The 26625-nt window shown below is 73.8% G+C and carries 17 protein-coding genes and 2 pseudogenes; 11 read left to right on the top strand and 8 right to left on the bottom strand.

The annotated features are described in order from the left end of the window. Positions 1-1816 (top strand): alkaline phosphatase family protein (locus FGF04_RS29850; RefSeq protein WP_235882567.1); only part of this gene is annotated, 1816 nt, incomplete at its 5' end. Positions 1817-1844: 28 nt separating this feature from the next. Here FGF04_RS29850 and paaK read toward each other — a convergent pair. Further along, positions 1845-3140 (bottom strand): phenylacetate--CoA ligase PaaK, encoded by a 1296-nt coding sequence (paaK, locus tag FGF04_RS29855; RefSeq protein WP_149514474.1) that lies wholly within the window; start codon positions 3138-3140, stop codon positions 1845-1847. 177 nt (positions 3141-3317) lie between these two features. Between paaK and FGF04_RS29860 the strand changes: the two genes are divergently transcribed. Continuing rightward, positions 3318-3797 (top strand): hypothetical protein, encoded by a 480-nt coding sequence (locus FGF04_RS29860; RefSeq protein ID WP_149514475.1) that lies wholly within the window; start codon positions 3318-3320, stop codon positions 3795-3797. A gap of 50 nt (positions 3798-3847) precedes the next feature. On the opposite strand, the gene FGF04_RS29865 is transcribed toward FGF04_RS29860, so the two are convergent. Continuing rightward, complete coding sequence (locus tag FGF04_RS29865) at positions 3848-5473, bottom strand: acyl-CoA synthetase (protein WP_149514476.1); 1626 nt, start codon at positions 5471-5473, stop codon at positions 3848-3850. Between the two features lie 208 nt (positions 5474-5681). Here FGF04_RS29865 and FGF04_RS29870 point away from each other — a divergent pair, with 208 nt between their 5' ends. From FGF04_RS29870 to FGF04_RS29900, 7 genes and pseudogenes are all read left to right on the top strand, one after another. Then, complete coding sequence (locus FGF04_RS29870) at positions 5682-6482, top strand: crotonase/enoyl-CoA hydratase family protein (protein ID WP_149514477.1); 801 nt, start codon at positions 5682-5684, stop codon at positions 6480-6482. Positions 6483-6637: 155 nt separating this feature from the next. Next, the gene (locus tag FGF04_RS29875; RefSeq protein WP_149514478.1) at positions 6638-7594 is read left to right on the top strand and encodes a Zn-ribbon domain-containing OB-fold protein; all 957 of its coding nucleotides are present in this window, start codon (positions 6638-6640) and stop codon (positions 7592-7594) included. Next, positions 7595-8695: a thiolase domain-containing protein gene (locus tag FGF04_RS29880; RefSeq protein WP_235882568.1), complete on the top strand. Its 1101-nt coding sequence runs from the start codon at positions 7595-7597 to the stop codon at positions 8693-8695. It abuts the gene before it with no gap. Beyond that, on the top strand, positions 8692-9906 hold the full coding sequence (locus tag FGF04_RS29885; protein ID WP_149514479.1) for a thiolase domain-containing protein: 1215 nt from the start codon (positions 8692-8694) through the stop codon (positions 9904-9906). The genes FGF04_RS29880 and FGF04_RS29885 overlap by 4 nt, the downstream gene beginning before the upstream one ends. Before the next feature lie 82 nt (positions 9907-9988). Next, positions 9989-10231 carry a DUF397 domain-containing protein gene (locus tag FGF04_RS29890; RefSeq protein ID WP_149514480.1) on the top strand — a complete coding sequence of 81 codons (243 nt, stop codon included), beginning with the start codon at positions 9989-9991 and terminating at the stop codon, positions 10229-10231. Between the two features lie 351 nt (positions 10232-10582). Then, positions 10583-13574: pseudogene (locus tag FGF04_RS29895) on the top strand (ATP-binding protein). 162 nt (positions 13575-13736) lie between these two features. Further along, positions 13737-14234 (top strand): hypothetical protein, encoded by a 498-nt coding sequence (locus tag FGF04_RS29900; RefSeq protein WP_149514481.1) that lies wholly within the window; start codon positions 13737-13739, stop codon positions 14232-14234. Between the two features lie 28 nt (positions 14235-14262). Here FGF04_RS29900 and FGF04_RS29905 read toward each other — a convergent pair whose 3' ends face one another. The 4 genes from FGF04_RS29905 to FGF04_RS29920 all read right to left on the bottom strand — a co-directional run bounded on the left by FGF04_RS29905 (position 14263) and on the right by FGF04_RS29920 (position 20506). Then, a complete protein-coding gene (locus tag FGF04_RS29905; protein WP_149514482.1) occupies positions 14263-15468 on the bottom strand; it encodes a type III PLP-dependent enzyme in 1206 nt (401 codons plus the stop codon). Then, positions 15465-17315 (bottom strand): IucA/IucC family protein, encoded by a 1851-nt coding sequence (locus tag FGF04_RS29910; protein WP_149514500.1) that lies wholly within the window; start codon positions 17313-17315, stop codon positions 15465-15467. The genes FGF04_RS29905 and FGF04_RS29910 overlap by 4 nt, the downstream gene beginning before the upstream one ends. A gap of 159 nt (positions 17316-17474) precedes the next feature. Beyond that, positions 17475-19208, bottom strand: coding sequence for an IucA/IucC family protein (locus FGF04_RS29915; RefSeq protein ID WP_149514501.1), 1734 nt, complete (start codon positions 19206-19208; stop codon positions 17475-17477). A gap of 95 nt (positions 19209-19303) precedes the next feature. Continuing rightward, complete coding sequence (locus FGF04_RS29920; RefSeq protein WP_149514483.1) at positions 19304-20506, bottom strand: ATP-grasp domain-containing protein; 1203 nt, start codon at positions 20504-20506, stop codon at positions 19304-19306. A gap of 127 nt (positions 20507-20633) precedes the next feature. Here FGF04_RS29920 and FGF04_RS29925 point away from each other — a divergent pair, with 127 nt between their 5' ends. Continuing rightward, positions 20634-21488 (top strand): (2Fe-2S)-binding protein, encoded by an 855-nt coding sequence (locus FGF04_RS29925; protein WP_149514484.1) that lies wholly within the window; start codon positions 20634-20636, stop codon positions 21486-21488. Positions 21489-21546: 58 nt separating this feature from the next. On the opposite strand, the pseudogene FGF04_RS29930 reads toward FGF04_RS29925, so the two are convergent. Further along, positions 21547-23447, bottom strand: a pseudogene (locus tag FGF04_RS29930) (N-acetylmuramoyl-L-alanine amidase). Positions 23448-23749: 302 nt separating this feature from the next. Continuing rightward, a complete protein-coding gene (locus FGF04_RS29935; RefSeq protein WP_149514485.1) occupies positions 23750-24892 on the bottom strand; it encodes an aminoglycoside phosphotransferase family protein in 1143 nt (380 codons plus the stop codon). Positions 24893-25124: 232 nt separating this feature from the next. Between FGF04_RS29935 and FGF04_RS29940 the strand changes: the two genes are divergently transcribed. Next, on the top strand, positions 25125-26624 hold the full coding sequence (locus FGF04_RS29940; RefSeq protein WP_149514486.1) for a DNA-binding protein NsdB: 1500 nt from the start codon (positions 25125-25127) through the stop codon (positions 26622-26624). Position 26625 lies beyond the last annotated feature (1 nt).

Consider the following 26625-nt stretch of genomic DNA (forward strand, 5'->3'; position numbering starts at 1 on the left):
CACCGGCACCGGCACCGGCACCGATGCCGGTCAGGACTCGGCCGGTGCCGAAAAGGCGGCGGGGCAGGGCTCGGCCGACGCCGACGCCGACGCCGACGCCGACGCCGACGGCGGTAGCGGCAGCGGCAGCGGGGGCGACGGCCCCGCGGAACCGGCGGCTGCGGCTCCGCGCGGCTGGCGCGCCAAGCACCCCGTCGCGGCGCGCAACGTGCGGTACGCCGTCACCACCCTCGCCGCCGTCCTCGTGCTCTTCGCGCTCCTCATGCCCAACGAGCCCGACCGCTTCCGGCCCGCCGTGCTCCTGCGGCTGCCGGTCGAGGCGATCTTCGGCGCGGCCGTCCTCATCGTGCTGCCGAAGACGCTGCGGCTGGTGGCGGCGGTCCTCGCCGGTCTCGGCCTCGGCGCGCTGACCGTCCTGAACCTCCTCGACCTCGGCTTCAACGAATTCCTCGGACGCGGCTTCAACGTCGTCCTGGACTGGGTCCTGTTCGACGACGCCCGGTCCTACCTTGAGGACTCGATGGGCAAGGCCGCCACGGTGGGCGTCGTCATCGCGGTGATCGCGCTCGTGATCGCCGTGTTCGCGCTGATCATCCTCTCCGTCGTCCGGCTCGCCGACCTGCTCGCCCGGCACGGCGGCCGGGCGACCCGCGCCACGCTGGTGGCCGGCACCGTCTGGGTCGCCTGCTCGGCGTTCGGCGTGCAGTTCGCCGGTGTGCAGTTCGCGGCCCGCAGCACCGCGGGCGCCGTCCAGAACCGCGTGGACCGCGTCCAGGCGACCCTCAAGGACGAGGCGGAGTTCGCCAAGATCGCCAAGAAGGACACCTTCGCCAACACGCCCGGCGACCAGCTCCTCACCGACCTGCGCGGCAAGGACGTCATCATCGGCTTCATCGAGAGCTACGGCCGCAGCGCCATCGAGGACCCGATCATGGCGCCCGGCGTCGACGCCACGCTCGACGCGAAGACCGAGGCGCTCACCGAGGCCGGGTACGCGGCCAAGAGCGGCTGGCTCACCTCGGCGACGTACGGCGGCAGCAGCTGGCTCGGCCACTCCACCTTCCTGTCGGGCCTGTGGATCAGCAACCAGGCCCGCTATCGCACCGTCACCGCGGGCGAGCACCTGACGCTGACCGGCGCCTTCAAGCGCACCGGCGCCTGGCGGACCGTCGGCATCATGCCGGGCGTCCAGAAGAACTGGCCCGAGGGCAAGTTCTACGGCCTCGACAACGTCTACGACTCCCGCGAACTGGGCTACAAGGGGCCGAAGTTCAGCTGGTCGACCATGCCGGACCAGTACGCCCTGAGCGCCTACCAGCGCCTGGAGCACGGCAAGAAGCGCGACAAGCCGCTGATGTCGGAGATCATCCTGACCTCCAGCCACCAGCCCTGGGCGCCGATCCCGAAGACGATCCCCTGGGAGGAGGTCGGCGACGGCTCGGTCTACGAGGACATCCAGAAGGAGGGCAAAAAGGCCTCGGACGTCTTCTACGACTCCACCAAGGTCAAGGAGGAGTACGGGAAGTCCATCGAGTACTCGGTGACCAGCCTCATCGACTACGTCGTGAAGTACGGCGACAAGAACACCGTGCTCGTCTTCCTCGGCGACCACCAGCCCCTCGCCAGGGTCAGCGGCAACCACGCCAGCCGGGACGTGCCGGTCTCGATCGTCGCCCACGACAAGTCCGTGCTCGACAAGATCGACGACTGGGGCTGGACCGACGGCCTCCGGCCCGACGACACCGCCCCGGTCTGGCGCATGGACTCCTTCCGCGACCGCTTCCTGACCGCGTACGGCTCCACCCCGCACCCGTAGGGAAGGGGGCGGAGCGGGGCCGCCGGGGTCACTTCGGGCGCAGGTCCACGATGCGCCTGATCTTGCCCACCGACCGCTCCAGCGACTCCGGCTCGACGATCTCGACCCGGGCCGAGACGCCGATGCCGTCCTTCACGGCCGCCGCGATGGCGCGCGCGGCCGTGTCGCGGGTCTCCGGCGTGGCCCCGGCGCGCGCCTCGGCCCGTACGGTGAGCGCGTCGAGGCGGCCCTCGCGGGTCAGCCGGAGCTGGAAGTGCGGGGCGACCCCCGGGGTGCGCAGGACGATCTCCTCGACCTGGGTGGGGAAGAGGTTCACGCCGCGCACGATGACCAGGTCGTCGCTGCGGCCGGTGACCTTCGCCATGCGGCGGAAGACCCGGGCCGTGCCGGGCATCAACCGCGTCAGGTCCCGGGTCCGGTAGCGGACGACCGGCATCGCCTCCTTGGTGAGGGAGGTGAACACCAGCTCGCCCTCCGCGCCGTCCGGCAGCACCTCGCCCGTGAGCGGGTCCACGACCTCCGGGTAGAAGTGGTCCTCCCAGACGTGCAGTCCGTCCTTCGTCTCCACGCACTCCTGGGCCACCCCGGGGCCGATGACCTCCGACAGCCCGTATATGTCGACGGCGTCGATGGCGAACCGCTCCTCGATCTCCCGGCGCATCTCCTCGGTCCAGGGCTCGGCGCCGAAGACGCCGACGCGCAGCGAGGTCGTGCGCGGGTCCACGCCCTGCCGCTCGAACTCGTCGAGGAGCGTCAGCATGTAGGAGGGCGTCACCATGATGATCCCGGGCTTCAGGTCCTGGATCAGCTGGACCTGCCGGGCCGTCATGCCGCCGGATGCCGGGACGACCGTGCAGCCGAGCCGCTCGGCGCCGTAGTGCGCGCCGAGCCCGCCGGTGAACAGGCCGTAGCCGTAGGCGATATGGGCGATGTCACCGGGCCGCCCGCCCGCCGCGCGGATCGAGCGGGCCACCATGTCGGACCACATGGAGAGGTCGTTCTCGGTGTAGCCGACGACGGTGGGGCGTCCCGTGGTGCCGCTGGAGGCGTGGATGCGGCGGATGCGCTCCCGGGGCACGGCGAACATCCCGTACGGGTAGTTCTCGCGCAGGTCGGCCTTGGTGGTGAAGGGGAAGCGGGCCAGGTCGGCGAGTGAGCCGCAGTCCTCGGGCCGCAGCCCCGCCTTGTCGAAGGCGTCGCGGTAGAACGGCACGTTCTCGTAGGCGTGCCGCAGGGTGTTCCTGAGCCGCTCCAGCTGGAGCGCGCGCAGAGCGTCCGCGTCGAGCAGCTCACCGGCGTCCAGCAGGTCCGTCGAGTCCGCCACAGGCCCTTCTCCTCACACGCGAGCATTCCGGACGACCGATCATTCGGTCGTGCCGTCGGGGATCAAGTAATCCAGCCGTACGGGCGGCCGTCAAGGAGTGCGGCGGGAACCGGTCCGCCCCGCCGGCCCTCTTCCCTGCCGAGCGGACGTCCGGCGTCCGGGAGAGGGAGGGTACGGGTGACACGCACCGGCAGGAGGGCCGTCAGGGCGGGCGGACTGGTCGCCGTACTGGCACTGGCCTGTCTCGGCTGCGGCGCGGGGCCGACGGCCTCCGACGGCCGTGGGCCGTCCGAGCGCGCGGGGGACGCGGGCACGCGGACCGGCGCGAAGAAGGTGCCGTGCCGCGAGGCCCTGCGCTTCGCGGACCAGGAGCGGCTGCCCGCCGGGGCCGAGGACGCCACCTGCGCCGTGCACCACGGCATCGACACGCTCTACGACATCCGGTTCCGGATCGCCGGGACCGGGCTCGACCGCTGGCTGGCCGCCACCCACCCCGGCCTGGAGCTGCGTACGCACTGCGTCCAGGAGGACGCCGACCGCTGCGGGAACCTGACCCTGGACCCGTACGCCGAAGGGGGCGCCGTGGCGGTGGAGCTGACGGTGCGGGACGAGGACGACGGCCGTGTCCTCGTGCACTACCGGCCCTTCGACACCTGAGCGCGCCGTCGGCGCCCCTCGGTGCGAGGCCGCCTCGGCGGGAGGTCGCCTCAGCGCGAGGCCGCCGCGTCCGCCGCCACGGCCCGCGCCCACCGGTAGTCCGCCTTGCCGCTCGGGGACCGCTGGATCGACTCGGTGACCACCAGCCGTCGGGGGATCTTGTAGCCCGCGAGCCGGGTACGGCAGTGCGTGCGGAGCTCGTCCAGCGAGAGCGGGCCCGCACCCTCGCGCAACTGCACCACGGCCGCCACGTGGTTGCCCCACGTCTCGTCGGGCACTCCGGCCACCAGGACGTCGTACACGTCCGGGTGCGACTTGAGCGCCTGCTCGACCTCCTCCGGATAGACCTTCTCGCCACCGGTGTTGATGCACTGCGAGCCGCGGCCCAGGACGGTGACGACGCCCTCCTCGTCGACGGTCGCCATGTCGCCGAGCAGCACCCACCGCTCGCCGTCCTTCTCGAAGAAGGTCTCGGCGGTCTTCGCCGGGTCGTTGTAGTAGCCGAGCGGCACGTGCCCGCGCTGCGCGATGCGTCCGGGCTCCCCCACGGCGACCGGCTCGCGGGTCGCCGGATCGACCACCCACGTGCGGGAGTTGACCTGGATGCGGAAGCCGCGTCCCGGACCCGAGTCGGCGGTCGCCGTGCCGTTGAAGCCCGACTCGGAGGACCCGAAGTTGTCGAGCAGCAGCGCGTTCGGGACGAGGGCCTGGAACTGCGCGCGCACCGTCTCCGACATGATCGCGCCGGACGAGGAGACGCTGAACAGGGAGGAGCAGTCGGTGCCCTTCAGCGGCCCGTTCAGGGCGTCGATCAGCGGCCGCAGCATCGCGTCGCCGACCAGCGACACACTGGTGACCTTCTCCTTCTCGATGGTCCGCAGCACCTCCTGGGGCACGAACTTGCTGTGGACGACGACACGCTGCCCGAAGTGGAAGCCGACGAAGACGGTCAGGGTGGAGGTGCCGTGCATGAGCGGCGCCGTGGGGAAGAAGGTGATCCCGTCGCCGCCGGCCGCGACCCGCTCGGCCAGCTCCTCCGGTGCCTTCACCGGCTCGCCGGTCGGGGCGCCGCCGCCCAGCCCCGCGAAGAACAGGTCCTCCTGCCGCCACATCACCCCCTTCGGCATCCCGGTCGTGCCGCCGGTGTAGATGATGAACTGGTCGTCGGCCGAACGCGCCGGGAAACCGCGCTCCGGGGAGGCGGCGGCCTCGGCGTCCGCGAAGTCCACCGCGGGTAAGGGCGGCGCGTCCGGCGCCGGGACGCCCACCCGTACGAGATGGCGCAGCTTCGGCGCGCGCGGGAGGGCCGCCGCGACCCGTCCGGTGAACTCCGCGTCGAAGACCAGCGCCACCAGGTCCGCGTCCCGGTAGAGGTAGGTCAACTCCTCCTCGATGTAACGGTAGTTGACGTTGACCGGCACGATCCGCGCCTTCAGGCAGCCGAGGACCGTCTGCAGGTACTCGATGCCGTTGTAGAGGTGCAGCCCCAGGTGCTCGCCGGGGCGGATGCCGGCGTCGATCAGGTGGTGGGCCGCGCGGTCGGCCGCCGCGTCCAGCTGCGCGTACGTCAGGCGCCGCTCGGCTCCCGTGCCCGGGTGGTCGATGTGGACGAGCGCCTCGCGGTCCGGGACCACGTCGACGACCGACTCGAACAGGTCGGCAAGGTTGTACTCCACCGTTCCTCCTGACCCGGCAGCCGTCGGCCACCACTCGACGAGTGGGCGCGCGTCATCGCTTCGCCGGTCATCAGAGCAAAGGCCGCCACAGCTGTGAAGGGTCCGCGCGGAGAAAATCTGACTGTCTGTCAGAAAACCCTTGTACTGCTTCCCCGCCTCCTGCAACCTGTTCTCGTTCCTGATACGGGCCGGAGACGGGAGGACGGCGATGGGTGGGACGGAACACCTCACCGTGCAGCGCGAAGGCGCCACACTGGTGCTCACGCTCAACAGGCCCGAGGCCAAGAACGCGCTCTCGCTGCCGATGCTCGTCGGTCTCCACGACGGCTGGATCGAGGCCGACGAGGACGACACCGTCCGCTCCGTCGTCCTGACCGGCGCGGGCGGCGCGTTCTGCGCCGGCATGGACCTCAAGGCCCTCGCGGGCGGGCAGATGGAAGGGCAGGAGCACCGGGACCGCCTCAAGGCCGACCCCGACCTGCACTGGAAGGCGATGCTGCGCCACCACCGGCCGCGCAAACCCGTGATCGCGGCGGTGGAGGGCCACTGCGTGGCCGGCGGCACCGAGATCCTCCAGGGGACCGACATCAGGGTCGCCGGGGAGTCCGCCGTGTTCGGGCTCTTCGAGGTGCGGCGCGGACTGTTCCCCATCGGCGGCTCGACGGTGCGGCTGCAGCGGCAGATCCCGCGCACGCACGCGCTGGAGATGCTGCTGACCGGGCGTCCGTACACGGCGCGGGAGGCCGCGGACATCGGGCTGATCGGGCACGTGGTGCCCGACGGGAGCGCGCTGGAGAAGGCCCTGTCCATCGCCGGGCAGATCAACGCCTGCGGGCCGCTCGCCGTCGAGGCGGTGAAGGCCTCCGTGTACGAGACCGCGCAGATGACCGAGTCGGAGGGACTCGCCGCCGAGCTGAAGCGGGGGTGGCCGGTCTTCGACACGGCCGATGCGGAGGAGGGGGCCCGGGCCTTCAGTGAGCGGCGTCCGGCCGTGTTCCGGCGGAAGTGACGGTGGCTCCGCCGGCAGTGACGTTTCGCTCCGCGGCCGGGTCGTTCGCCTGCCGCGGGTTCGTTGTGGCCAGGCGCGCCCACGCGGCGGAGCCGCATATCGATACAGCCCCGCGCCCCTTACGGGGCCCAAGGCCCCCTGTACGAGGAGATGCCGTGCCCGAAGTCCTGAAAGCGCCCCTCGTCGTCGAGTTCCCGTTCACCCGGTCCCTCGGGCCTGTGCAGAGCGCGTTCCTCAGCGGGCTGCGGGAGCGGGTCGTGCTCGGGGTGCGGACCGGGGACGGGCGGGTCCTCGTCCCGCCCGTCGAGTACGACCCCGTCACCTCCGAGGAACTGGGCGAGCTCGTCGAGGTCGCCCTCACCGGGACCGTCACCACCTGGGCCTGGAACCACGAGCCCCGCCGGGGACAGCCGCTCGACCGGCCTTTCGCCTGGGTGCTGGTGCGGCTGGACGGCGCCGACACCGCACTGCTCCACGCCCTCGACGCACCGGACGGGCCCGACTCCGTACGCACCGGGATGCGGGTGCGGGTCCGCTGGGCCGAGGACCGCTCCGGCGCCGTCACGGACATCGCCTGCTTCGAGCCGTACGAGGCCGGGCAGGCGGCAGCGGCGCACGCGCCCACCGTCCACGACGGGCGGTTCGCGGACCCCGTCACCGGCATCGTCGCGCCCGCCCGGCTCGACTACACCTATGCGCCCGGCCGCGCCCAGTCCGCCCACCTGCACGCGCTCGCCGAGCGGCGGGTCGTCGGGGAGCGCTGCCCGTCGTGCCGCAAGGTCTACGTCCCGCCGAGGGGCGCCTGCCCCACCTGCGGCGTGGCCACCTCGGAACGGGTCGAGGTGGGGCCGCGCGGCACCGTCACCACCTACTGCATCGTCAACATCAAGGCGAAGAACCTCGACATCGAGGTGCCGTACGTCTACGCGCACATCGCCCTGGACGGCGCCGACCTCGCCCTGCACGGCCGGATCGGCGGCATCCCGTACGACCAGGTGCGCATGGGCCTGCGGGTCGAGCCGGTGTGGCCGGACGGGGGCGGCCATCCGGACCACTACCGGCCCACCGGCGAACCCGACGCGGACTACGAGACGTACAAGGAGCTGTTGTAGATGCCCGCACCGATGCCCACGTCCGGGGCCGCACCGAGGTCAGTTCCCCGCCCGCTCAGGGATATCGCCGTCGTCGCCTTCGCGCAGACCGACCACCTGCGCACCAGCGACGAGCTCTCCGAGGTGGAGATGCTCATGCCGGTCCTGCACCGGGTACTGGCGCAGACCGGGCTGCGCACCGGTGACATCGGTTTCACCTGCTCCGGTTCCAGCGACTACCTCGCGGGCCGGGCATTCTCCTTCACCATGGCCCTGGACGGTGTGGGGGCCTGGCCGCCGATCTCCGAGTCGCACGTCGAGATGGACGGCGCGTGGGCGCTGTACGAGGCCTGGACGAAACTCCTCACCGGCGACGCGGACACCGCGCTCGTGTACGCGTACGGCAAGTCGTCCCCCGGGTCCGTGCGCGACGTGCTCACCCGGCAGCTCGACCCGTACTACCTCGCACCGCTGTGGCCCGACTCCGTCGCCCTGGCCGCCCTCCAGGCGCAGGCGCTCATCGACGCGGGCGACACGGACGAGCCCGCGCTGGCCGCCGTCGCGTCCCGCAACCGCGCCTCGGCCGCCGGCAACCCCCACGCCCAGTTGCGGGGCCCGGTGCCGCAGGGTGACTACGTCGTGCGCCCGCTGCGTATCGGCGACTGCCCGCCTGTCGGGGACGGGGCCGCCGCCGTGGTCCTCGCCGCGGGGGAGCGGGCGCGCGACCTGTGCGAGCGGCCCGCGTGGATACGGGGCATCGACCACCGCGTCGAGGCGCACGGCCTGGGCGTACGGGATCTCACCGACTCCCCGTCCGCGCGGCTGGCGGCGGAGCGGGCCGGGGCCTTCGAACGCCCCGTCGACACCGCCGAGCTGCACGCCCCGTTCAGCTCCCAGGAAGTGGTGCTGCGCAAGGCGCTGCGGCTGGACGACCGGGTCCACGTCAATCCGTCCGGGGGAGCGCTCGCCGCCCACCCGATCATGGCCGCGGGCCTGATCCGCATCGGGGAGGCGGCCGAGCGGATCCGGCGCGGGGACTCGGACCGGGCGCTGGCACACGCCACCTCGGGCCCCTGCCTGCAACAGAACCTGGTCGCCGTACTGGAAGGGGACCCGCGATGAGCGCCGCGACGACCACCGTGACGGGAGCCGCGACGGGCACCGGCAGGGGCAAGGAACCCGTGGCCGTCGTCGGCGTCGGCCAGACCAAGCACGTCGCGGCCCGGCGCGACGTGTCGATCGCGGGACTCGTCCGGGAGGCGGCCCGACGGGCCCTCGACGACGCCGGGCTGGACTGGCCGGACGTCGACGCCGTCGTCATCGGCAAGGCCCCCGACTTCTTCGAGGGCGTCATGATGCCCGAGCTGTACCTCGCCGACGCCCTCGGCGCGGTCGGCAAACCGATGCTGCGCGTCCACACCGCGGGCTCCGTCGGCGGCTCCACCGCGCTCGTCGCCGCGAACCTGGTCGCGGCCCGCGTCCACGGCACCGTACTGACCCTCGCCTACGAGAAGCAGTCGGAGTCGAACGCCATGTGGGGCCTGTCCCTGCCGATCCCCTTCCAGCAGCCCCTGCTGGCCGGCGCGGGCGGCTTCTTCGCCCCGCACGTGCGGGCCTACATGCGGCGCACCGGCGCCCCCGACGGCGTCGGCTCGCTCGTCGCGTACAAGGACCGCCGCAACGCCCTCAAGAACCCGTACGCGCACCTGCACGAGCACGACATCACGCTGGAGAAGGTCCGGTCCTCGCCCATGCTCTGGGACCCGATCCGCTACTCGGAGACCTGCCCGTCCTCCGACGGCGCCTGCGCGATGGTCCTCACCGACCGTGCGGGGGCGGCCCGCGCGCCGCGGCCGGCCGCCTGGCTGCACGGCGGCGCGATGCGCAGCGAACCGACCCTCTTCGCGGGCAAGGACTTCGTCTCCCCGCAGGCGGGCAAGGACTGCGCCGCGGACGTCTACCGGCAGGCGGGCATCGCGGACCCCCGCCGCGAGATCGACGCCGTCGAGATGTACGTCCCGTTCTCCTGGTACGAGCCCATGTGGCTGGAGAACCTGGGCTTCGCCGCCGAGGGCGAGGGCTGGAAGCTCACCGAGTCCGGCGTCACGGAACTGGACGGCGACCTGCCGGTCAACATGTCGGGCGGCGTGCTGTCCACCAACCCCATCGGGGCGTCCGGGATGATCCGCTTCGCCGAGGCCGCGCTGCAGGTGCGCGGACAGGCCGGGGAGCACCAGGTCGACGGCGCCCGCCGGGTCCTGGGGCACGCCTACGGCGGCGGCTCCCAGTTCTTCTCGATGTGGCTGGTCGGAGCCGAGCCGCCGGCCTCCTGAACTGTCCCCCTCGCGCGGCCTGTGCGCGGCAGTGACCGAAAGCTAGGCTGGCCGCGGACGACGAACCGGGAGGAGCACGGACGTGGCCGAGAGCACCATCCAGCAGCACTCGCTCGCGGGCTGGGACAAGCCGGAGCTTGACCTCAGCAGCGCCGACTGGCATTCGAGCAGCAGTGGGCGGGGGGATGTACAGATCGCCTTTGTCGAGGGATTCATCGCGATGCGCAACAGTGGCCGCCCGGAAAGCCCCTCCCTGATCTTCACACCGGCGGAGTGGGGCGCGTTCGTGTCGGGGGCGCGGGAAGGGGAGTTCGACCTCACCTGAAGGGGCGCCGGGAGGCGCCCTGAGGTGCCGGGAGGGCGGGAAGGCGTGAGGAGGGGCGCGCGGCGCGCCCGGTGCGTACCGAGGAGCTTGCACGCGCCCCCTTCGCGGAATCCCGCCGGCCCACGGCCGGAGCAGCCGCCCGTCCCGGCCCTCCCCGGACCGCACCGGGCGCAGGCTCCGGCCCGGCGCCACCGTCTACGGCCGGCACGTGCGCAGCCCGTACGCGTCCCCCCGCCGCGGTAACCGCGGACGGGCCCGCGGCACCCGCACCCGGCGTACGCTGAGGTGCCTGTAGGCCACGGTGCGCACCGTCTCCCCGCGTCGGCCGCCCACCGTGGCAGGGGGTGCGTCATGGGGCGGTACGGCATGCGGAGCGACAGGACGCTCTTCGAACGCGAGATGGAACTCGCCGCTGTGGACGAGGCGCTGGCCGACGTGACCGGAGTGCGCACGAGCCCGCTGGGACGCGGCACGCGCATCTTCGCACCGGACGCGGCAGCGGACGGATTCCCCGACGGACCCGCGGGTTCCCGTGCCGAGGACGCCGAGCTGTTCCGGGACGGCGCCGATCCCCTGTGGGACGGCGGCGCGCTGCCGGGCCAGCCGCGCGGGGGCCTGCTCGCCTTCGCCGGACGCGCCGGGATCGGCAAGACCAGCCTCCTCGCCGAGGTGCGGCGGCGCGCCGAGGCCAAGGGCTGCACGGTCCTGTCCGCACGGGGCGGCGACCAGGAGCAGGGCGTCGCCTTCCACGTCGCCCGCCAGCTCCTCCAGCCCCGGCTCGCGGGCGTCCCGGAGGCCGAACTCCGCTCCACGCTGGGCAGTTGGTACGCCATCGTCGGACCCGCGCTCGGCCTGTGCGCCGCCACCGGCGGATCGCCGCCCGACCAGCAGGGCCTGCGCGACGGCCTCGACTGGGTCCTCACCCACCTCGCCGTGCGCCGCGCCCCGATGGTGCTCGTCCTCGACGACGCGCACTGGGCCGACCCGGAATCGCTGCGGTGGCTCGCCGCGTTCGCGCCCCGCGTCGAGCAACTGCCCCTGCTGCTCGTCGTCGCCTACCGCCCCGACGAACTCCCCGAGCACGCCGACCAGTTCAAGGGCCTGCCCGGCCGCGCGGGCGGACACCCCCTCGATCTCGAACCGCTGAGCGCCGACGCGGTCGCCCGGCTGGTGCGCGAGTCCCTCGGCACCCGCGCCGACGACGCGTTCTGCCGCGAGTGCTGGGCCGTCACCGCGGGCAACCCGTTCGAGGCCGTCGAACTCACCGCGAAGGTCCGCGACCGCGGTCTGACCCCGACCGAACCGGGCGCGCACCTGCTGCGCGACCTGGCCGCCGCGGTCAAGGGCAGCGGACTCGTCGCCCGCCTCGAACGCCTCGGCGCCTCGACCGTCCGCTTCGCCTGGGCCTGCGCCCTGCTCGGCACCGAGATCTCCCCGACGCTCGCCGCGGCCGTGGCGGGCCTGGGCCCCGAGGAGGCGGCCGACGCGGCGGACGCCCTGCGCGACGCCCGCATCCTCACCGGCGCCGCGACCGGCGAGGGCACCCTGGAATTCGTCCACCCGCTCATCGCGACCGCCGTCTACCGGGCCATGCGCGGTCCGACCCGCGTCGCCATGCACGGCCAGGCCGCCTGGTGCGTCATCGACGCGGGACTCGGCTCGTCCGCCGCCGCCCGCCACCTCATGGAGACCCACCCCGACGGCGACCCCCAGGTCGTCCACCCGCCAGCTCGCCCGCGCCCTGCGCGAGCCCCCGCCCCTCGCGGAGCGCGCCGCGGTCCTGCACGAACTGGGCTGCGCCTCCCTGCTCACCGAACCGGCGACCACCGTCAACCACCTGCGCGCGGCCCTGGAGGAGCCCCTGGCCGACCCCGGGCTGCGCCACAGCATCGTCTACCGGCTCTCCCAGGTCCTCGCCCACAGCGACCGCCTCGGCGAGGCCTCCGACCTGCTCGCCCGCGAGGTCAGGGTCACGGCCGACCCCCGCGTACGGCTGCGGATGCGGTCCGAGCAGTTCATGTGGGACGCCTTCCGCGCCGACGAACCCGACTCGCCGGCCCGCTCCCGCCGCCTGGCCCGGCTCGCCGACCGGCTCACCGGCCGCGACCTCACCGAGCGCTACGTGATCGGCCTGCGCGCCTGGGACGCCACCCTGCGCGGCGAACCGGCCCACATCGCCGTCCGGCACGCGGAGCGCGCCCTCGCCGGCGGCATCGGCTGGGCCGAGGCCGACCGCGGCTTCGAGGTGCCCGTCCTCGTGGCCCTCACCTTCCTGTACGCCGACCGGCCCGGCCGCACCGAGGAACTGTTCGCCGCCGGGATCGCCGACTTCGAACGGCAGGGCTGGCGCGGCGCCCACCTCTCCTTCGGCTACACCCTCCTCGGCTACGTCCGCTACCGGCGCGGCCGGCTGGCCGAGGCCGAGGACTTCGTCCGCGCGGGCCTGGGCCTCGCCGAACGCGTCGGCCCCGGCACCCCCGCCCACTGGTACGCGGTCGGCATCCTCATCGAGGTGCTGCTCGCCCGGGGCCGGACCGCCGAGGCCGCGCAGACCGCCGAGGACCACGCCTTCGCACAGCCGTTCCCCGCCGCCGTCGTCTTCCCCGACGCCCAGACCGTGCACGGCGAGCTGCTGCTGGCCAGGGGACTGACCGAGGACGCCGCGGCCGAGCTCGCCGCGGCGGGCCGCCGCCTCGACCCCCGGGGCATGCGCAACCCGGCCTGGTGCCCCTGGCAGCTGCACCTCGCCCGCGCCGAGCACACCAGGACCCCCGAGCGGGCCGTGGCCACCGCGTTCGACGCGGTACGGCGGGCCCGCCGGTTCGGCGCGCCCTCGGCGGTCGGCCAGGCGCTGCGCGCGGCGGCCGAGGTCTCCTCGGGCCCCGACCGCCTCAAACTCCTCGAAGAGTCCGTCGAGCACCTGGAACGCTCCCCGGCCGCGTACGAACTGGCCTGCGCCCTCGTCGCCCTCGGCGCGGAGCTGCGCCGCGGCAGCCGTCCGCAGGAGGCCACCGAGCACCTCCACCGGGGACTGGACGCGGCGGTGCTGTGCGGCGCCGACGGCCTGGTCCGCACCGCCCGCAGCGAACTGGCCGCGGCCGGGGCCCGGCCCCGCCGCCTGCACAGCACCGGCACGGACGCGCTCACCGCACGCGAGCGCACGGCCGCCGAGCTGGCCGTACGGGGACTGACGACGGCGGCGATCGCCCACGAGCTGCGCACGCGGGAGACGACGGCGGTGCGGCTGCTCTCGTCGGTGTACCGCAAGGTCGGGTCGGACCTGGCGGGGCTGGGGGCGGCCCTGCGCACGGCCCGCGGCGACGGCCCGGGACCCGGCCGCTGACCACCGGTGCACGGGTGACGGACGGGTCCGGGACGGGACCGGCCGCCCTTCGCGTACGGGTCCGGGGCGGGACCGGCCGCCCTTCGCGCGCGGGGCCGGGGCGGGACCCGGGGCCGCTCGCCCCCAGGGCGTGCCACCCCCTGGTGCACGTACCATTGCGGCATGTCCTTCCTCCGCCGCCGCAGCGCCACTCCCGCCGGGCCAGACTTCGACGTTCTGGCCATGGACCCGGGCGACTGGCCGGGCAATCTCGGCGCGGGCCTGCTGCCCGCACCCGACGGCAGCTGCCAGGGTGTGTTCCTGCGCTACGACCTCTTCGGCGGCCGCGGCCCCGCGATGATCATCGGCAACCTGCCCGAGGGCTCCCCGGCCCGCGACGTCGCCGAGGGAGAGGTCCCCTTCGAGGTGGCCCAGCTGCTGCTGGCCCTGGAGAACGACGAGGAGATCACCGTCGTCGGCACCGAGGACATGCCGGTGATGCAGGGCGACAACCTCCTCATCGTGCGCCGCCTCAAGCTCTCCGAGTCGCGCATCTCCTGTGTGCAGTTCGACCGCAGCGACAAGGTCCTGGTGACGATCGCCGCCTGGGACCGTCCCATCACCGACGACCTGTACGCGCTGCTCAAGCCGCTGCCCGCGGAGCTGTTCCAGCAGGGCTGAGCCACGGCCCCGCCTGGGGCCGTCCCCTTCACGGCCCCAGGAAGTGGAAACCGGGCCGTGGGTGCATGAGGAAGTCGTGGTGCGAGATGTTCCACGCGTAGGCCCCCGCGAGCCCGAACGCCACCCGGTCGCCCGCCCGCAGCCCTCGCGCCGGCACGTTCCGCGCCAGCACGTCCTTCGGCGTGCACAACTGGCCCGCCAGCGTCACGCGTTCGCCGCGCGCCGCCGGCCGGGGCCACGGATGCGGCCAGTCCTCCACCGCCAGCGAGGTGCAGGGCTGGTCGTGCCCCTTGGTCGCCGGGGTGCGCAGGTGGTGGGTACCGCCGCGCACCACGGCGAACTCCTCCCCGTGGCTGTCCTTCACGTCCAGCACCTCGGTCGCGTACCAGCCGCAGTACGCCGTCAGCGCCCGCCCGGGTTCGATGCGCAGGACCAGCTCCGGGTACCGGTCGCAGAGCCGGGCCAGCCCCGCCCCGTACGCGGTCCAGTCGAACCGGTCCCCGGGCGCCCCGTAGTCGACGCCCATGCCCCCGCCGACGTTCACCTCGGCGAGCCGCACCCCGTGCCGGCCGGCCAGCCGGACGGCCGACTCCACGATCGAACCGGCCACCGCGACCAGCTCCGGCGCCCCGAGGCCGCTCGCCAAATGGGCGTGCACGCCCCGCAGTTCGAGGTGCGGGTAGGTGCCGTCGGTGAGCAGCCGCACCACCGCGTCCGCCCGGGACGGGTCGAGGCCGAAGGGCGTGGGGCGCCCGCCCATCGCGAGGGAGCTGCCCGCCAGCGAGCCGTTCGCCACCGGCAGGTTGAAGCGCGGCAGGACCGCCACCCGGACGCCCGGTACCACCCGCCGGGCCAGCTCGGCCAGCACGTGCAGCTCGTGCTCGCTCTCCACGTGGAAGCGCGCCGTGCCCAGCTCCAGCGCCGCCGCGATCTCGGCGGGGGTCTTGCCGGGGCCGCCGAAGGCCAGCGGGCGGCCCGGTACCACCCGGGCCACATGGGCGAGTTCGCCGCCCGAGGCGACCTCGTAGCCGTCGACGTACGGGCCGAGCGCGGCCAGGATCCGCGGCTCCGGATTGGCCTTCGCCGCGTAGTGGAGCTCGACGCGCCCGGGCAGCGCCGCGCGCACGGCCGCCGCATGGGTCCGCAGCGCCGTCAAGTCGTACAGGTAGGCGGGCAGTTCGGCGGAGGGCAGGGACAGCGCGAGGTCCCGTACGGCGTCGGTGGGATCGGTCATCGGGTGCTCCCGGTCGCACGGCCCGGGGCGCCCTCGCCCAGCGGGGACGGCAGCCGGACGTAACCGGCCTCGCGGTCGGCCCTGCGCGCCCAGCGGGTCAGGAGGTTCGCCTTCGCGGGCAGCGGCACCCCCGCGAGCAGGGCGGCCAGCGGCGGTGGGCAGCCGTACCGGTCGGCGTACGCCCGCAGGGTGGCGCGGACCTCCGCCCACAGCGCGGCCTCGATGTGCGGGTGCAGGTCCGCGAGGGCGGCGAGCAGCTCGGCGACGTGGTTCACGAGCAGGCAGTAGACGACCCGGTCCCAGCCGCGCTGCGCGTCGTACGTCATCGGCCCCGCGACCTCTGGGGGCAGCGAGGCGAGGGTCTCGGCATGGTGCCCCGGCACGAGCTTGGTGCCCTCCAGGTCCCGGAAGAGGACCTGGGCGGGCATGCCGTCGCCGTCGACGCAGACCAGCACGTTCTGCAGATGGGGTTCGAGCACCAGCCCGTGGTCGAGGTAGGCGGCGAGCACCGGCGGCACCAGCAGCCTGAGATAGGCCGCCCACCAGGCGAGCGCGGCCCGGGGGCCGGCCCCGCCGAGGAGACGGGAGACGTGCGCGGGACCGGTGGGGTACTCGTCCGCCACGGCCGCCGCGAGCAGCGGCGTGGTGCCGGGCAGGAGGCGCCGGCCCAGGCCCTCGCGGACGATGACCCCGAATCCTTCGAGCATCTCGCGGTCGGGCGTCCCGTCGGGACCCGGCAGCGCGAGACTGCGGTACGCGGGCTCGCGCAGCACCGCGCTGCCGGGGAACCGGTCGGCCAGTTCGGCGAGCACCGGAGCCAGCACGCGGGTCAGCGCGACGGCGCCGGCCAGCTCGTAACCGGCATTCTTGCGCCAGCAGTTGGTGATGCGGACGTTCAGGCTGAACTTCAGGAACGACGCGCCGTCGTACAGGGTGCGCACGGACGCGGTGGCCGCGAAGGGTGTACCACCGGGGCCGAGGTCGAGGACGTCCCCGCGGCCGAGGGCCGCGCGCAGCACCGGGTGCTCGCGCAGCATCGCGTACTGCCAGGGGTGTGCGGGCAGCAGCCGGTAGCCCTCCGGGACGGGACCGCCGCCCCGCCGGCCCAGCCGGTCGAGGGCGTCCAGGGCGCCGGGTTCCGCGGACTCCTGCGCGACCAGGTGCTCGCGCACGGCGAGGTGCCGCAGGGGGAAGACCGCGGCCGTCTCCGGCGCGTGGGCCGCCCAGGCGTCCGCGTCCCCGGTGCGCGCCTTGGGCGTCGGGTGGAAGCGGTGCCCGAACAGCAGCGACTGCTCGGAGACGAGGTAGGCGGTGGCGGGCGTGTCCGCCGGCGCGGGCCGCTGTGCCGTTCGCTGTGCCGTCCGCCGCGTCGTCCGTACCGTGAGGGACGCGGCGATCGCCCGGTGGCTGGAGCCGACCTGCTCCAGGAACTCCTCGTTGCGCACACCGGTGCGCAGGAACAGCTCGTCCTGCGTGTACCGGGCCAGCCGGTGCCAGCCGATCTCGCGCCACCCGCCGTCCGCCGTCCGCTCGCTCACCGGGCCCGTGAAGCGGTGGGCGCCCAGCACCGACGTGCGGCGCAGCGCGACCCGGAGCAGCACACCGCGCCGGGGCAGGCGCAGCAGCAGGTGGCGGCCGCTGAGGGTGCTCTGGTGCTCGGGGTCCGACACCTCGCGCAGCAGGCAGTTGAGGAGCGTGTGCGCCACCACGGTGTCGGGGGAGGGGAGCCCGGTGTCCCTGGTGTCCCCGGTGTTCCCGGTGTGTCTGGCGTCTCCGGTGTCCGTGGTGTGCGTGGTGTCCGTCGTGGGGAGAGGGGTGCTACCGAGCGACTCGGTCAGCGGGGGCATGTGCGGCTCCGGCAGGTGCGGGAAGAAGCGGAGGACGGTCGCGGTCACGGCGATCCGCGCGACGGCGATCCGCGGGACGGCGGGCGGGCGGACGGGCGGCGGGCGGCCGCGCGGATCGGGACCGCGGAGGGGGCCGCCCGCGCTGCCGCGCCTCGGCCCTCACCCGGGAACTCCCGTACGCAGGAGGTAGTTGGGGCCGGTCGTGTAGTGCTTGTTGATGTCCGCCGCGCCCGAACGCTCCTTGCTGAGCAGCGTCCCCGCGGTGACCATGGCCTTGACCGGCAGCCGTGGCGCCCGCAGCACCCGGTCCCGCAGTACGGCGCCTGGCTCGCCGGCCGCCGTCCCGAGCCGTTCGACGGCCTCGGTGAGCCGGTCGCGCACCAGCCCCAGCAGCACCGGCAGCGGCGCGAGGCCGTGCCGGGCCAGCCCGAAGGCGTAGGCGCCCGCGCACAGGTGGACGGTGACGGTGGTGAACAGGTCGGCAACCGGCCCGTCGTCCGGGACGAAGGTGCGGGCGTCGTCGAAGTCCGCGGGACCCGGCGCCCCGTTCCCCAGCCGCTCGCGCAGCCGCACGCCGTTGATGCGCGGCCCGTCGTTGTCCTTCAGCAGCAACCGCAGCCGCGTCCGGCCGTCGTCCGCCCGGTCGAGGACCAGCGAGACGTTCTGCTGGTGCGATTCGAGGGCGACCCCGTACCCGAAGAGCGTGGTCTGCCAGTCGAGGAGCAGGGTGAGGCAGGCGTCCAGCAGGGCGAGCGGATCGCCGCCGTAGAAGCGGTCGGCCAGCTCCTCGACGACCAGCCGTCCGCCGGGCGCTCCGGCCTGCAGCGCGGCCAGGGGCACGACCACGCAGTCCTGGAGGCCGTCGGGCAGGCGCCGGAACAGCGCGGCGAGCACCTCGTGCCCGGCGTGCGCGTACACGCTCTCGTCGGCGTGCAGGACCGTGCTCGCGAAGCGCGGTTCGCGGGCGACGATCCGTTCGACCAGACGCTGTCCCGCGGCCCCGTCGACGAGGGTGCCGGGTTTGACGGTCCGCCGGTTGCGCAGTCCCAGCGAGGCGGTGGCCAGCGGGAGTTTGACGTGCAGGGACGGCTCCCCGCACAGGGCCACGGTGCGCATGGACAGGGTGGGCACGACGTCGAGGTGGGCGCGGTCGGCGAGCACGGCCCGGTCCGCCAGGCCCGTGGCGCGCAGGGCGCCCTCCAGCGGGGCGCCGACGACCAGCGGGTGCACGGGCAGCGCCACGTGCGTACGGTCGAGTGCGGGGAGTTTGAGCACGGCGGGCGTGGGCCAGCCGTCCGGGAACGCCCCGGTCACCGCGTCCCGCGGCAGGGCGAGCCAGCGCAGCGCGAAGCGCGGATGCAGCTCGGGCGCGTACGAGCGCAGCCCTGCCTCGTCCAGCCCGGCCCGGCCGCGTGCGGTCGGGTAGACGGGATGGTCGAGGTGGGCGGCCAGGGTGTCGAAGGCGAGCCCGCCCGCCGGCCCCGACCAGGCCGCCGGCAGCAGTCCGTGACGATCGGTCAGGCGCCGCAGCACCTCGTCGTGGACCGTCGTGTGCAGCCGCATGGTGGCCAGGGTCTGACGGCACTCCTCGGCGAAGGCGTCGAAGCCCTTCCGGTCGAGGGGGTCGGCCAGCTCCCGCAGGGTGGCGAGGATCGCGTCGCACGTCTCGTGGCGCACGGGCGCGGACCGGCCGGACCGCGCGGACTCCTGGACGAGCAGGGGCAGCCGGGCGGCGTACTCGCACTGGAAGCCGTCCTCGGCGACGGGCACCAGGAGCGCCTCCGAGTCGCCGCGGGGCCGCCGCCACCAGGCGCCGTCCGGCCGGTGCACGAGCTCGCCGGCCGAGCGCAGACCGACCACGTCCTCGCGCAGCAGTGCGCTGAGCACCCGCATCACCAGCGCGTCCTGGACGGGGTCGGTCCCGGCGGGCGTGCCGCCGCGCTTGCCGCCGGGGGAGCCGTTCACCGGCACCGGCACCGGCAGCGCCGTCACGGCTCGATCTCCCACCGCTGCGCGGCCAGGAAGTCGGCCACCGCCCGGTCCACGGCCCCCTGGTCGGTCCCGGTGGCCCGCACCACGCCGAGGAAGTCGCGGTTGGTCCCGTACACTTCGTGCCGCTCGCCGACCTCCCGCAGCGGACGGTACGTCAACTGCACCCCGTCGAGCATCAGTTCGGCGGCGTCCGGAGCGGCGGTGAGCGTCCCCGGCCGATCCGCGCACGGGTACTCCAGCCGCGCCACCCCGTCCCGCCGCGCCCCCAGGTCCGCGGGCAGGGGCTCGCCCAGGTGCGTACGGAGGATGTGCTCGAAGAGCGGGATGTCCAGCAGCCGCGCCAGCAGCAGGTCGCACTGGTCGCCGATGGCGCGGTAGTTGACCTCGATGATCCTCGCCCGACCCTCGTGCACCACGAACTCCGTGTGGCAGGCGCCGAAACCGACGCCCAGCGCGTCGAGCCGGGCCAGCACCTGGGCGACGACCGGTTCCGGGAGGCCGGGGACGAAGGTGAGCCGTTCCTCGATGAAGTGCGGCGGCGGGGAGATCTCGGTGCGGAAGCCGCCCAGGACGTGGCGCACCCGGCCGTCGCCGAGCGTCTCCAGCGTGTGCAGCTCCCCGGGCAGGTACTCCTCCACGACCAGCGCGGCCCCGGGACGGCGGGCGCGGATCCCGGCGCAGCGCGCCACGAGCTCCTGAGGCCCCTCCACGAGCACGACGTCCTCGCTGGCCACCCCCTCGCGCGGTTTGACGACGCAGGGGAACGGCGCGTCCAGGGCGGCCACGTCCGTCCGTCCGGTGACCTCGGCCGACCAGATCGTGTCGGCGCCGGCGGCGGCGAGGTGGCGGCGCATCTCCGCCTTGTCCTTGGTGCGCAGGGCGACCCGCCAGTCCTTGCCCGGCAGGCCGAAGTAGGCGGCGGCCAGCGCGGCCTGGGTCTGCAGGTGGTCACTGTTGGTGAAGACCGCGTCGGGGCGGCCCAGCGTCGAGATCAGGGTGATCACGGCGTGGAAGTCACGGACGTCGCACTCCAGGACCTCCACGTCGCCGACCTCCCGACGCCGGTCTCGGTACGCGCGGCGGTGCGGGTCCGGCCGGTCGGTGAGGACCGTGACCTGGAGGCCGAGCCGCGCCGCGGCCGGCAGGAACCCTTCCGTGACGGAGTCGGTCGGGTTGAGGGCGAGCACGTACATGCGCATGCGGCAGGGCAACTTCTGTTCGGGGGCGGGCGGTTGCGGCGCCACCGGGTGCGGTCACGCGCTGCTGTCGATGATCTCTATACTAAGGTAAGCCTTACCTGGTTTTGCCCTCTGTGCAGGAGTACCGATGACCGTGGCCGTGCAGGCTCCGTCGATCCCTACGGCCCCGACCGTGCCCGGCCTGCTGCGCGAGGCGTACCGGCAACTGGCCGACACCTGCGAGGCGTTGGCGGTCCAGGTGGAAGGACCGGCGCCGAGGTTCACTCGAACGGGCGTGTCCGGCGCGGAGCTGACGAAGGACCGGCGGGCCATGGAGGCCTTCCTCCTCGCCGAGGACACGCGCATCAGGACGCGCTACGACCACGTCCCGCGCCGCGACGTCGCCGCCTCCCGCGCCCTGCACGACTACGCGTGGTCGGTGGGCCTGCTGATGAGCGGGGTCTGGTACCTCACGGGCCGGGTGCCGCGGATCCGCCCCGAGGACGTACGGCTCGACCTGGCGTCCGGGGAGTTCACGGTCAGCCCGGGGCCCGGCCTCGCCTGCCTCCCGGGCGACCGGGCCGCCGCCCTCCCCGGGGTGCTGACCGTGCCCCACGAGGAGGCGCTGCGCGCGGAGCTGCGGGTCGCCGTGGCCGACCACATGGAACCGCTGCTCACCGCGATCGGCCCGTACGTCCGGCGCGGTCCGCGCGCGCTGTGGGGCCTGGTCGCCGACGACCTGGTCTCCGGGATCTGGTACCTCGGCCGCGTGCTCGGCCGGGAGGACGACGCCGTACGGGCCGCCTCCGCACTGCTGCCCTCGGCCGTCGCGCCCTTCCCCGGCGGCGCGGACTTCCGCCACCTCACCGGCACCGACGGCCGCCGCCACCCCACCCGCACCCGCACGGGCTGCTGCCTCTACTACACGATCCGCCCCACCGAGGCCTGCACCACCTGCCCCCGAACCTGCGACACCGAACGCCTGCGACGCCTGGAATCCTGACGCGGACGGCCGGCGGCCGGGGACCTCCTGGCCCCGGCCGCCGGCCGTCAGTCGTGGCTTACGCGGACGGTGTCACCCGTACGTCCGCGGCCCGGACGAACGCCACCCGGTGGCCGAACTGGATCTCGTAGTACATGTCCGTGCCGCGCACCACCCGGTGCGGGGTGGTGTCGAAGGTGGGTGCGTAGAAGTACTCGCCCGGCACCTTGTCGCCGACCGCGTACTTCTGTCCCGCGAGGAGCTTGTACGGCAGCGGTGACACCGACTGGGCCGGCACGCCCTCCGGATAGGCCTCCTTCTCCGGGTACGCGCGCCCGTACACGGGGATCTCGGCCAGCCCCTCCTTCGGGGTGACGACGGCGCCGGACGCGTTCACCGCCGTCGGCTGCTTCGCGGGGTTCTTGAACCAGGCCTTCTGGCCGAGGTACCAGATCGCGGTCCAGTCGCCGTCGCGTCCGGCGACCGCGTACTGCTGGCCGGTGGAGACGCGCGAACCCAGGTCGTTCACGCCGGTCGTGGAGTCGGCGCCCGAGGGCCGCAGGCCGATGTCCTTGACGAGCGGCGCGTCCTCGCTGGGCTCCGTGTACAGGCGCACCGCGCTGGACCCGTGCGTCTCGCAGGGCTCGCCCGCCGTCACGCAGCCGGTGAACAGCGGCTTGTTGGTCGCGAACCGCGGTGCCACGGTCACCAGGCCGCCCTGCGGCCCGGCCGTGGCGCGCAGCGGCCTGCCGAGCAGCGTGAAGTAGTGCTGCCAGTCCCAGTACGGGCCCGGGTCCGTGTGCATCCCCGGGATGGTGGCGGTCGTGGTGCCGGGCACGGTGTCGTGGCCGAGGATGTGCTGCCGGTCCAGCGGGATGCCGTACTTCTTGGACAGGTACTTCACCAGGCGCGCCGACGACCGGTACATCGCCTCGGTGTACCAGGTGTCGGGGTCGGTGAGGAAGCCCTCGTGCTCCAGGCCGATCGACTTGGCGTTGATGTACCAGTTCCCCGCGTGCCAGGCGACGTCCTTGGCCTTCACGTGCTGGGCGATGTGCCCGTCCGTGGAGCGCAGGGTGTACTGCCAGGACACGTAGGTCGGGTCCTGCACCATGTTCAGGACGCCGTCCCAGGCGCCCTCGGTGTCGTGGACCACGATGTACTTGATGCTCTGCGACGCCGGCCGGTCGCCCAGGTCGTGGTTGCCGTAGTCGCCGTCCCCGAACTCCTCGTACGGCGCCGGGATCCACTCGCAGGACACGGTGGCCGGGCACTCGGTGGCACCGTCGGCCGGAGCCCGCAGGCCCGCGCTCCTCACCTGCGCCGTCGCGGGGCGCAGCCGCGGCTGCGCGGCGAGCGCGACCCGCTGCCCCGCGTCCGTGGTGCGCTCCTGGCCGCGGCGGATCACGTCGAAGACGTCGTCGGCGTACGCGGCCGCCGTCGCCGTGTCGTCGGCGCCCGAGTAGCGGGCCACCGCCCCGTACCAGTCGGCCGGGTCGCCGCCCAGCGGCTCGCCCAGCTGCTTCTGGGCGGCGGCCAGCAGCGCGGCGCCGCCCAGAAGCAGCTGGGCGAGCCGCTGGCCTCCTTGTCGGGCAGGAGCGCGGCGCGCGAGTCGTCGCCGCGCGCGTCCTCCGTGCCGTCGCTGTGGTGCGGCGCCGTCGACCGGGCGATCGCCGTACGGGCGTCGGTCAGGTGCATCGGGCCGTAGCCGCCGGTGACGCTGGGCGCCCCGCCGTGCGCGTCCCAGCGGGACTGCAGGTAGGAGACGCCCAACAGGACGCTCTGCGGCACGTCGTACGCGGCCGCCGCGTCAACGAAAGCTTTCTGCAGCCGTGCGGAGGGCGCGGCCTCCTGCCCGCCGTCGTACGGGGCGGCGCCGAGCAGGGGCAGCAGCAGCGCGGCCGAGGCCACGGCGCCCGCGGTCCGGCGGGCGCGTCTGTGCCGGACGGAAGGGCTGGGGTCGGTGGGGGAACCTTGCAAGGCCGGCCTCCTGGGGCGAGCGGGTGGGGCAGGACGTACGGGGGCGGGTGTGCGTCAGTGGTACCGGCTCTCCGACGATCCGTCAATCATTCCCAGGAGCGGGCGATTGCCCACGTCAGCGGCGGAACGCACCGCTTCCGGCGCGGCGGTGACCCGGCCTGCGGGGCGTCAGTGGAGTAGACCTCTGGCCCGTCCGGGTGACGCGTCCGTGCAGAGGGCCGCACGGGTGCCCAGCGGCCCCGGACACGACGAAGGTCCGCGGTGCGCCCTGTCCCTGGGCGCACCGCGGACCTTCCTCCCCGTCAGCGAGTGCCGACCGCCGCGCGCACGGCCTTGCGGGCCATCTGGCAGTCGTCGTGCAGCCGCCGCAGCAGCAGCCGCTGTTCCTCGCCGGACGGTGCGGCGCCCGGGTGGGCCGCTCCCGGTGCCGCCGGGGCCGTCTCGTGCATCGAACGCTGCACGGCCGTCTCGTACGTACGGATCTCCCTGGTGAGGACGAGCATCAGGTTCACCAGGAACGCGTCACGTGCCGCCGGTCCCGCCGACTGGGCGAGCTGGCTGATCTGGCGGCGCGCGACGGGCGCGTCCCCGAGGACCGCCCACAGCGTCGCCAGGTCGTACCCCGGCAGGTACCAGCCCGCGTGCTCCCAGTCCACCAGCACCGGACCGGCCGGCGAGAGGAGCATGTTGGACAGCAGGGCGTCGCCGTGACAGAACTGGCCCATGCCCTGGCGGCCGGCCGAGTGCGCGATGCCGTGCACGAGCTTCTGCAGGTCTCCCATGTCCCGGTCGGTGAGCAGGCCCAGTTCGTGGAAGCGGGAGATCCGCGCCGCGTAGTCCAGCGGTGCGTCGAACGTCCCCGCCGGCGGCCGCCACGCGTTGAGCCGGCAGATCGCGCCGAGGGCTGCCCTGATGTCCGCGCGCGGCGGGGCCTCGACGGGATGCCGCTGCAGCGCCGCCACCCGTCCCGGCATCCGTTCGATCACCAGCGTGCAGTTGTCCGGGTCCGCCGCGATCAGCCGGGGCACCCGCACCGGCGGCCGGTGCCGCACGAAGGACCGGTAGGCCGCTATCTCGTGCCGGATCCGCTCGGCCCACACGGGGGAGTGGTCCAGTAAACACTTGGCCACGGCGGTGCTGCGCCCTGTCGTGCCGACCAGGAGCACGGAGCGTCCGCTGCGGCGCAGCACCTGGACCGGAGCGAACTCCGGGCAGATCCGGTGCACTGACGCGATGGCCGTACGCAGCTGGGCGCCCTGGGGGCCGGACAGGTCGAGTCTTCCGCTGACCGGTTGCGTACCGAGCCCCGGCATGCGGCGCGACCGGCCGGCACCGAGCACGGGAGCCGCCGTCGGGCGGGCCGGGTCGAGGTAGGGGCCGCCGCCGACCGGGCGGGCGTGCAACGACCGGGGTGGGACGGACACGGAGGACGATGCTGTGTACATGGGAAGAACAGATCCCTTCGTGTGCCGACGAGTTACGGCGTCACCCGCCCCGGCCGCCCTGGAACACCCTGGGGAATGCCCCTCGGCGACCGGGTCGGGGTGGCGCGTTCCTACCTGACACCTTTGGCCCAGTGGCACACCATCTGGCGTGCCCTGGCGAACCCTGGCGAATAGTCGCTCAGCAACTGACAGGCGGTTACTGTCAACTCAGCCGAGAACCTGGGGGCTTGACGTGAGCGGACAACCCAACACCCGATTGTCGGACCTGTTCGGCCTGGCCGGCTGGTCCAAGGGGGAACTCGCGAGGATGGTCAACCGGCAGGCGGCGGCCATGGGCCACCCCCAGCTGGCGACCGACACCTCGCGGGTACGGCGGTGGATCGACATGGGCGAGGTCCCACGCGATCCGGTGCCGCGGGTGCTGGCAGCACTGTTCACCGAGCGTCTCGGCCGTGTCGTGACCATCGAGGACCTCGGTCTGGTCCGGCACGGGCGCACAGGGAAACGGCAGGGCGGCGGGAGTGCGCAACATCCCGACGGTGTGCCGTGGGCGCCCGAGCGGACGGCTGCGGTCCTCACCGAATTCACGGGAATGGACCTCATGCTCAACCGACGCGGCTTGGTGGGCGCGGGCGCCGCGCTCGCCGCAGGATCCACACTCAGCAGTTCCCTGCACGACTGGCTGCACACCGATCCGGCCCTCGCGGCCGACGGCCCCGGAACCGACCATCCCCTGCACGCCGACCCCGCCGGGTTCGACCGTTACGAGGCCGCCCCCGTCGGGTCGCAGGAGATCGAGGAACTGGAGCGCTCGGTCGAGGTGTTCCGGGCCTGGGACGCGGCCCGCGGCGGCGGACTGCAACGCAAGGCTGTCGTGGGACAGCTCAACGAGGTGGGGGGCATGCTCTCCTACCGTCACCCCGACCATCTGCAGCGGCGCCTGTGGGGCGTCGCCGCCAACCTCGCCGTCCTGGCCGGCTGGATGTCGCACGACGTCGGCCTGGAGCCCACGGCGCAGAAGTACTTCATCATCGCCACGCACGCGGCCAGGGAGGGCGGCGACCGGCCCCGCGCCGGCGAGGCGCTCTCCAGGGCGGCCCGCCAGATGGTGCACCTGGGCCGGCCCGACGACGCGCTCGACCTGATGAAGCTCGCCAGGTCGGGCTCCGGCGACGAGGTGCTGCCCCGGACGAGGGCCATGCTCTACACCATCGAGGCCTGGGCGCAGGCGTCGATGGGCAAGGCCCAGGCCATGCGGCGCACGCTGGGCGAGGCGGAGGACCTCTTCGCCTCGGACAAGGGCGACGTGCCGCCGCCGAGCTGGATGCAGCTGTTCGACGAGGCCGACATGCACGGGATGCAGGCGCTGGCCTACCGGACGCTCGCGGAGCACGACCCGTCCGCGGCCGTCGTCGCGCAGCGCCACGCCAAGGAGGCGCTGGCACTGCGGGAGAAGGGCCGGGACCGGTCGAAGATCTTCGACCACATCTCGCTCGCCTCGGCGTGCTTCATCGCCGACGACCCCGAGCAGGCCGACCGGTACGCGCGGCTGGCCCTGACGTCGATGGGGTCGAACTCGTCCCACCGCACCTGGGACCGGCTGCGGGAGATGTACCGGCTGACGGGGCAGTACTCCAGCTATCCGAAGATCCACGACCTGCGGGAGGAGATTAAACTGTCGCTGCCGAAGGGCTCGTTGAAGCCCAGGGGCAACAACAGCACCCGGGCGTGAC

Origin of the sequence: Streptomyces apricus (assembly GCF_008369065.1) — a bacterium.
Taxonomy (GTDB): domain Bacteria; phylum Actinomycetota; class Actinomycetes; order Streptomycetales; family Streptomycetaceae; genus Streptomyces; species Streptomyces apricus.

Bases quoted from the DNA above. Each gene is read 5' to 3' on its own strand.
- FGF04_RS29905 (WP_149514482.1), bottom strand. From the start codon at position 15,468: ATGACCGATCCCACCGACGCCGTACGGGACCTCGCGCTGTCCCTGCCC.
- FGF04_RS29915 (WP_149514501.1), bottom strand. From the start codon at position 19,208: ATGCGGGTGCTCAGCGCACTGCTGCGCGAGGACGTGGTCGGTCTGCGC.
- FGF04_RS29935 (WP_149514485.1), bottom strand. From the start codon at position 24,892: ATGTACACAGCATCGTCCTCCGTGTCCGTCCCACCCCGGTCGTTGCAC.
- FGF04_RS29870 (WP_149514477.1), top strand. From the start codon at position 5,682: ATGGGTGGGACGGAACACCTCACCGTGCAGCGCGAAGGCGCCACACTG.
- FGF04_RS29885 (WP_149514479.1), top strand. From the start codon at position 8,692: ATGAGCGCCGCGACGACCACCGTGACGGGAGCCGCGACGGGCACCGGC.
- FGF04_RS29900 (WP_149514481.1), top strand. From the start codon at position 13,737: ATGTCCTTCCTCCGCCGCCGCAGCGCCACTCCCGCCGGGCCAGACTTC.
- FGF04_RS29925 (WP_149514484.1), top strand. From the start codon at position 20,634: ATGACCGTGGCCGTGCAGGCTCCGTCGATCCCTACGGCCCCGACCGTG.
- FGF04_RS29920 (WP_149514483.1), bottom strand. From the start codon at position 20,506: ATGCGCATGTACGTGCTCGCCCTCAACCCGACCGACTCCGTCACGGAA.
- FGF04_RS29880 (WP_235882568.1), top strand. From the start codon at position 7,595: ATGCCCGCACCGATGCCCACGTCCGGGGCCGCACCGAGGTCAGTTCCC.
- FGF04_RS29910 (WP_149514500.1), bottom strand. From the start codon at position 17,315: ATGCCCCCGCTGACCGAGTCGCTCGGTAGCACCCCTCTCCCCACGACG.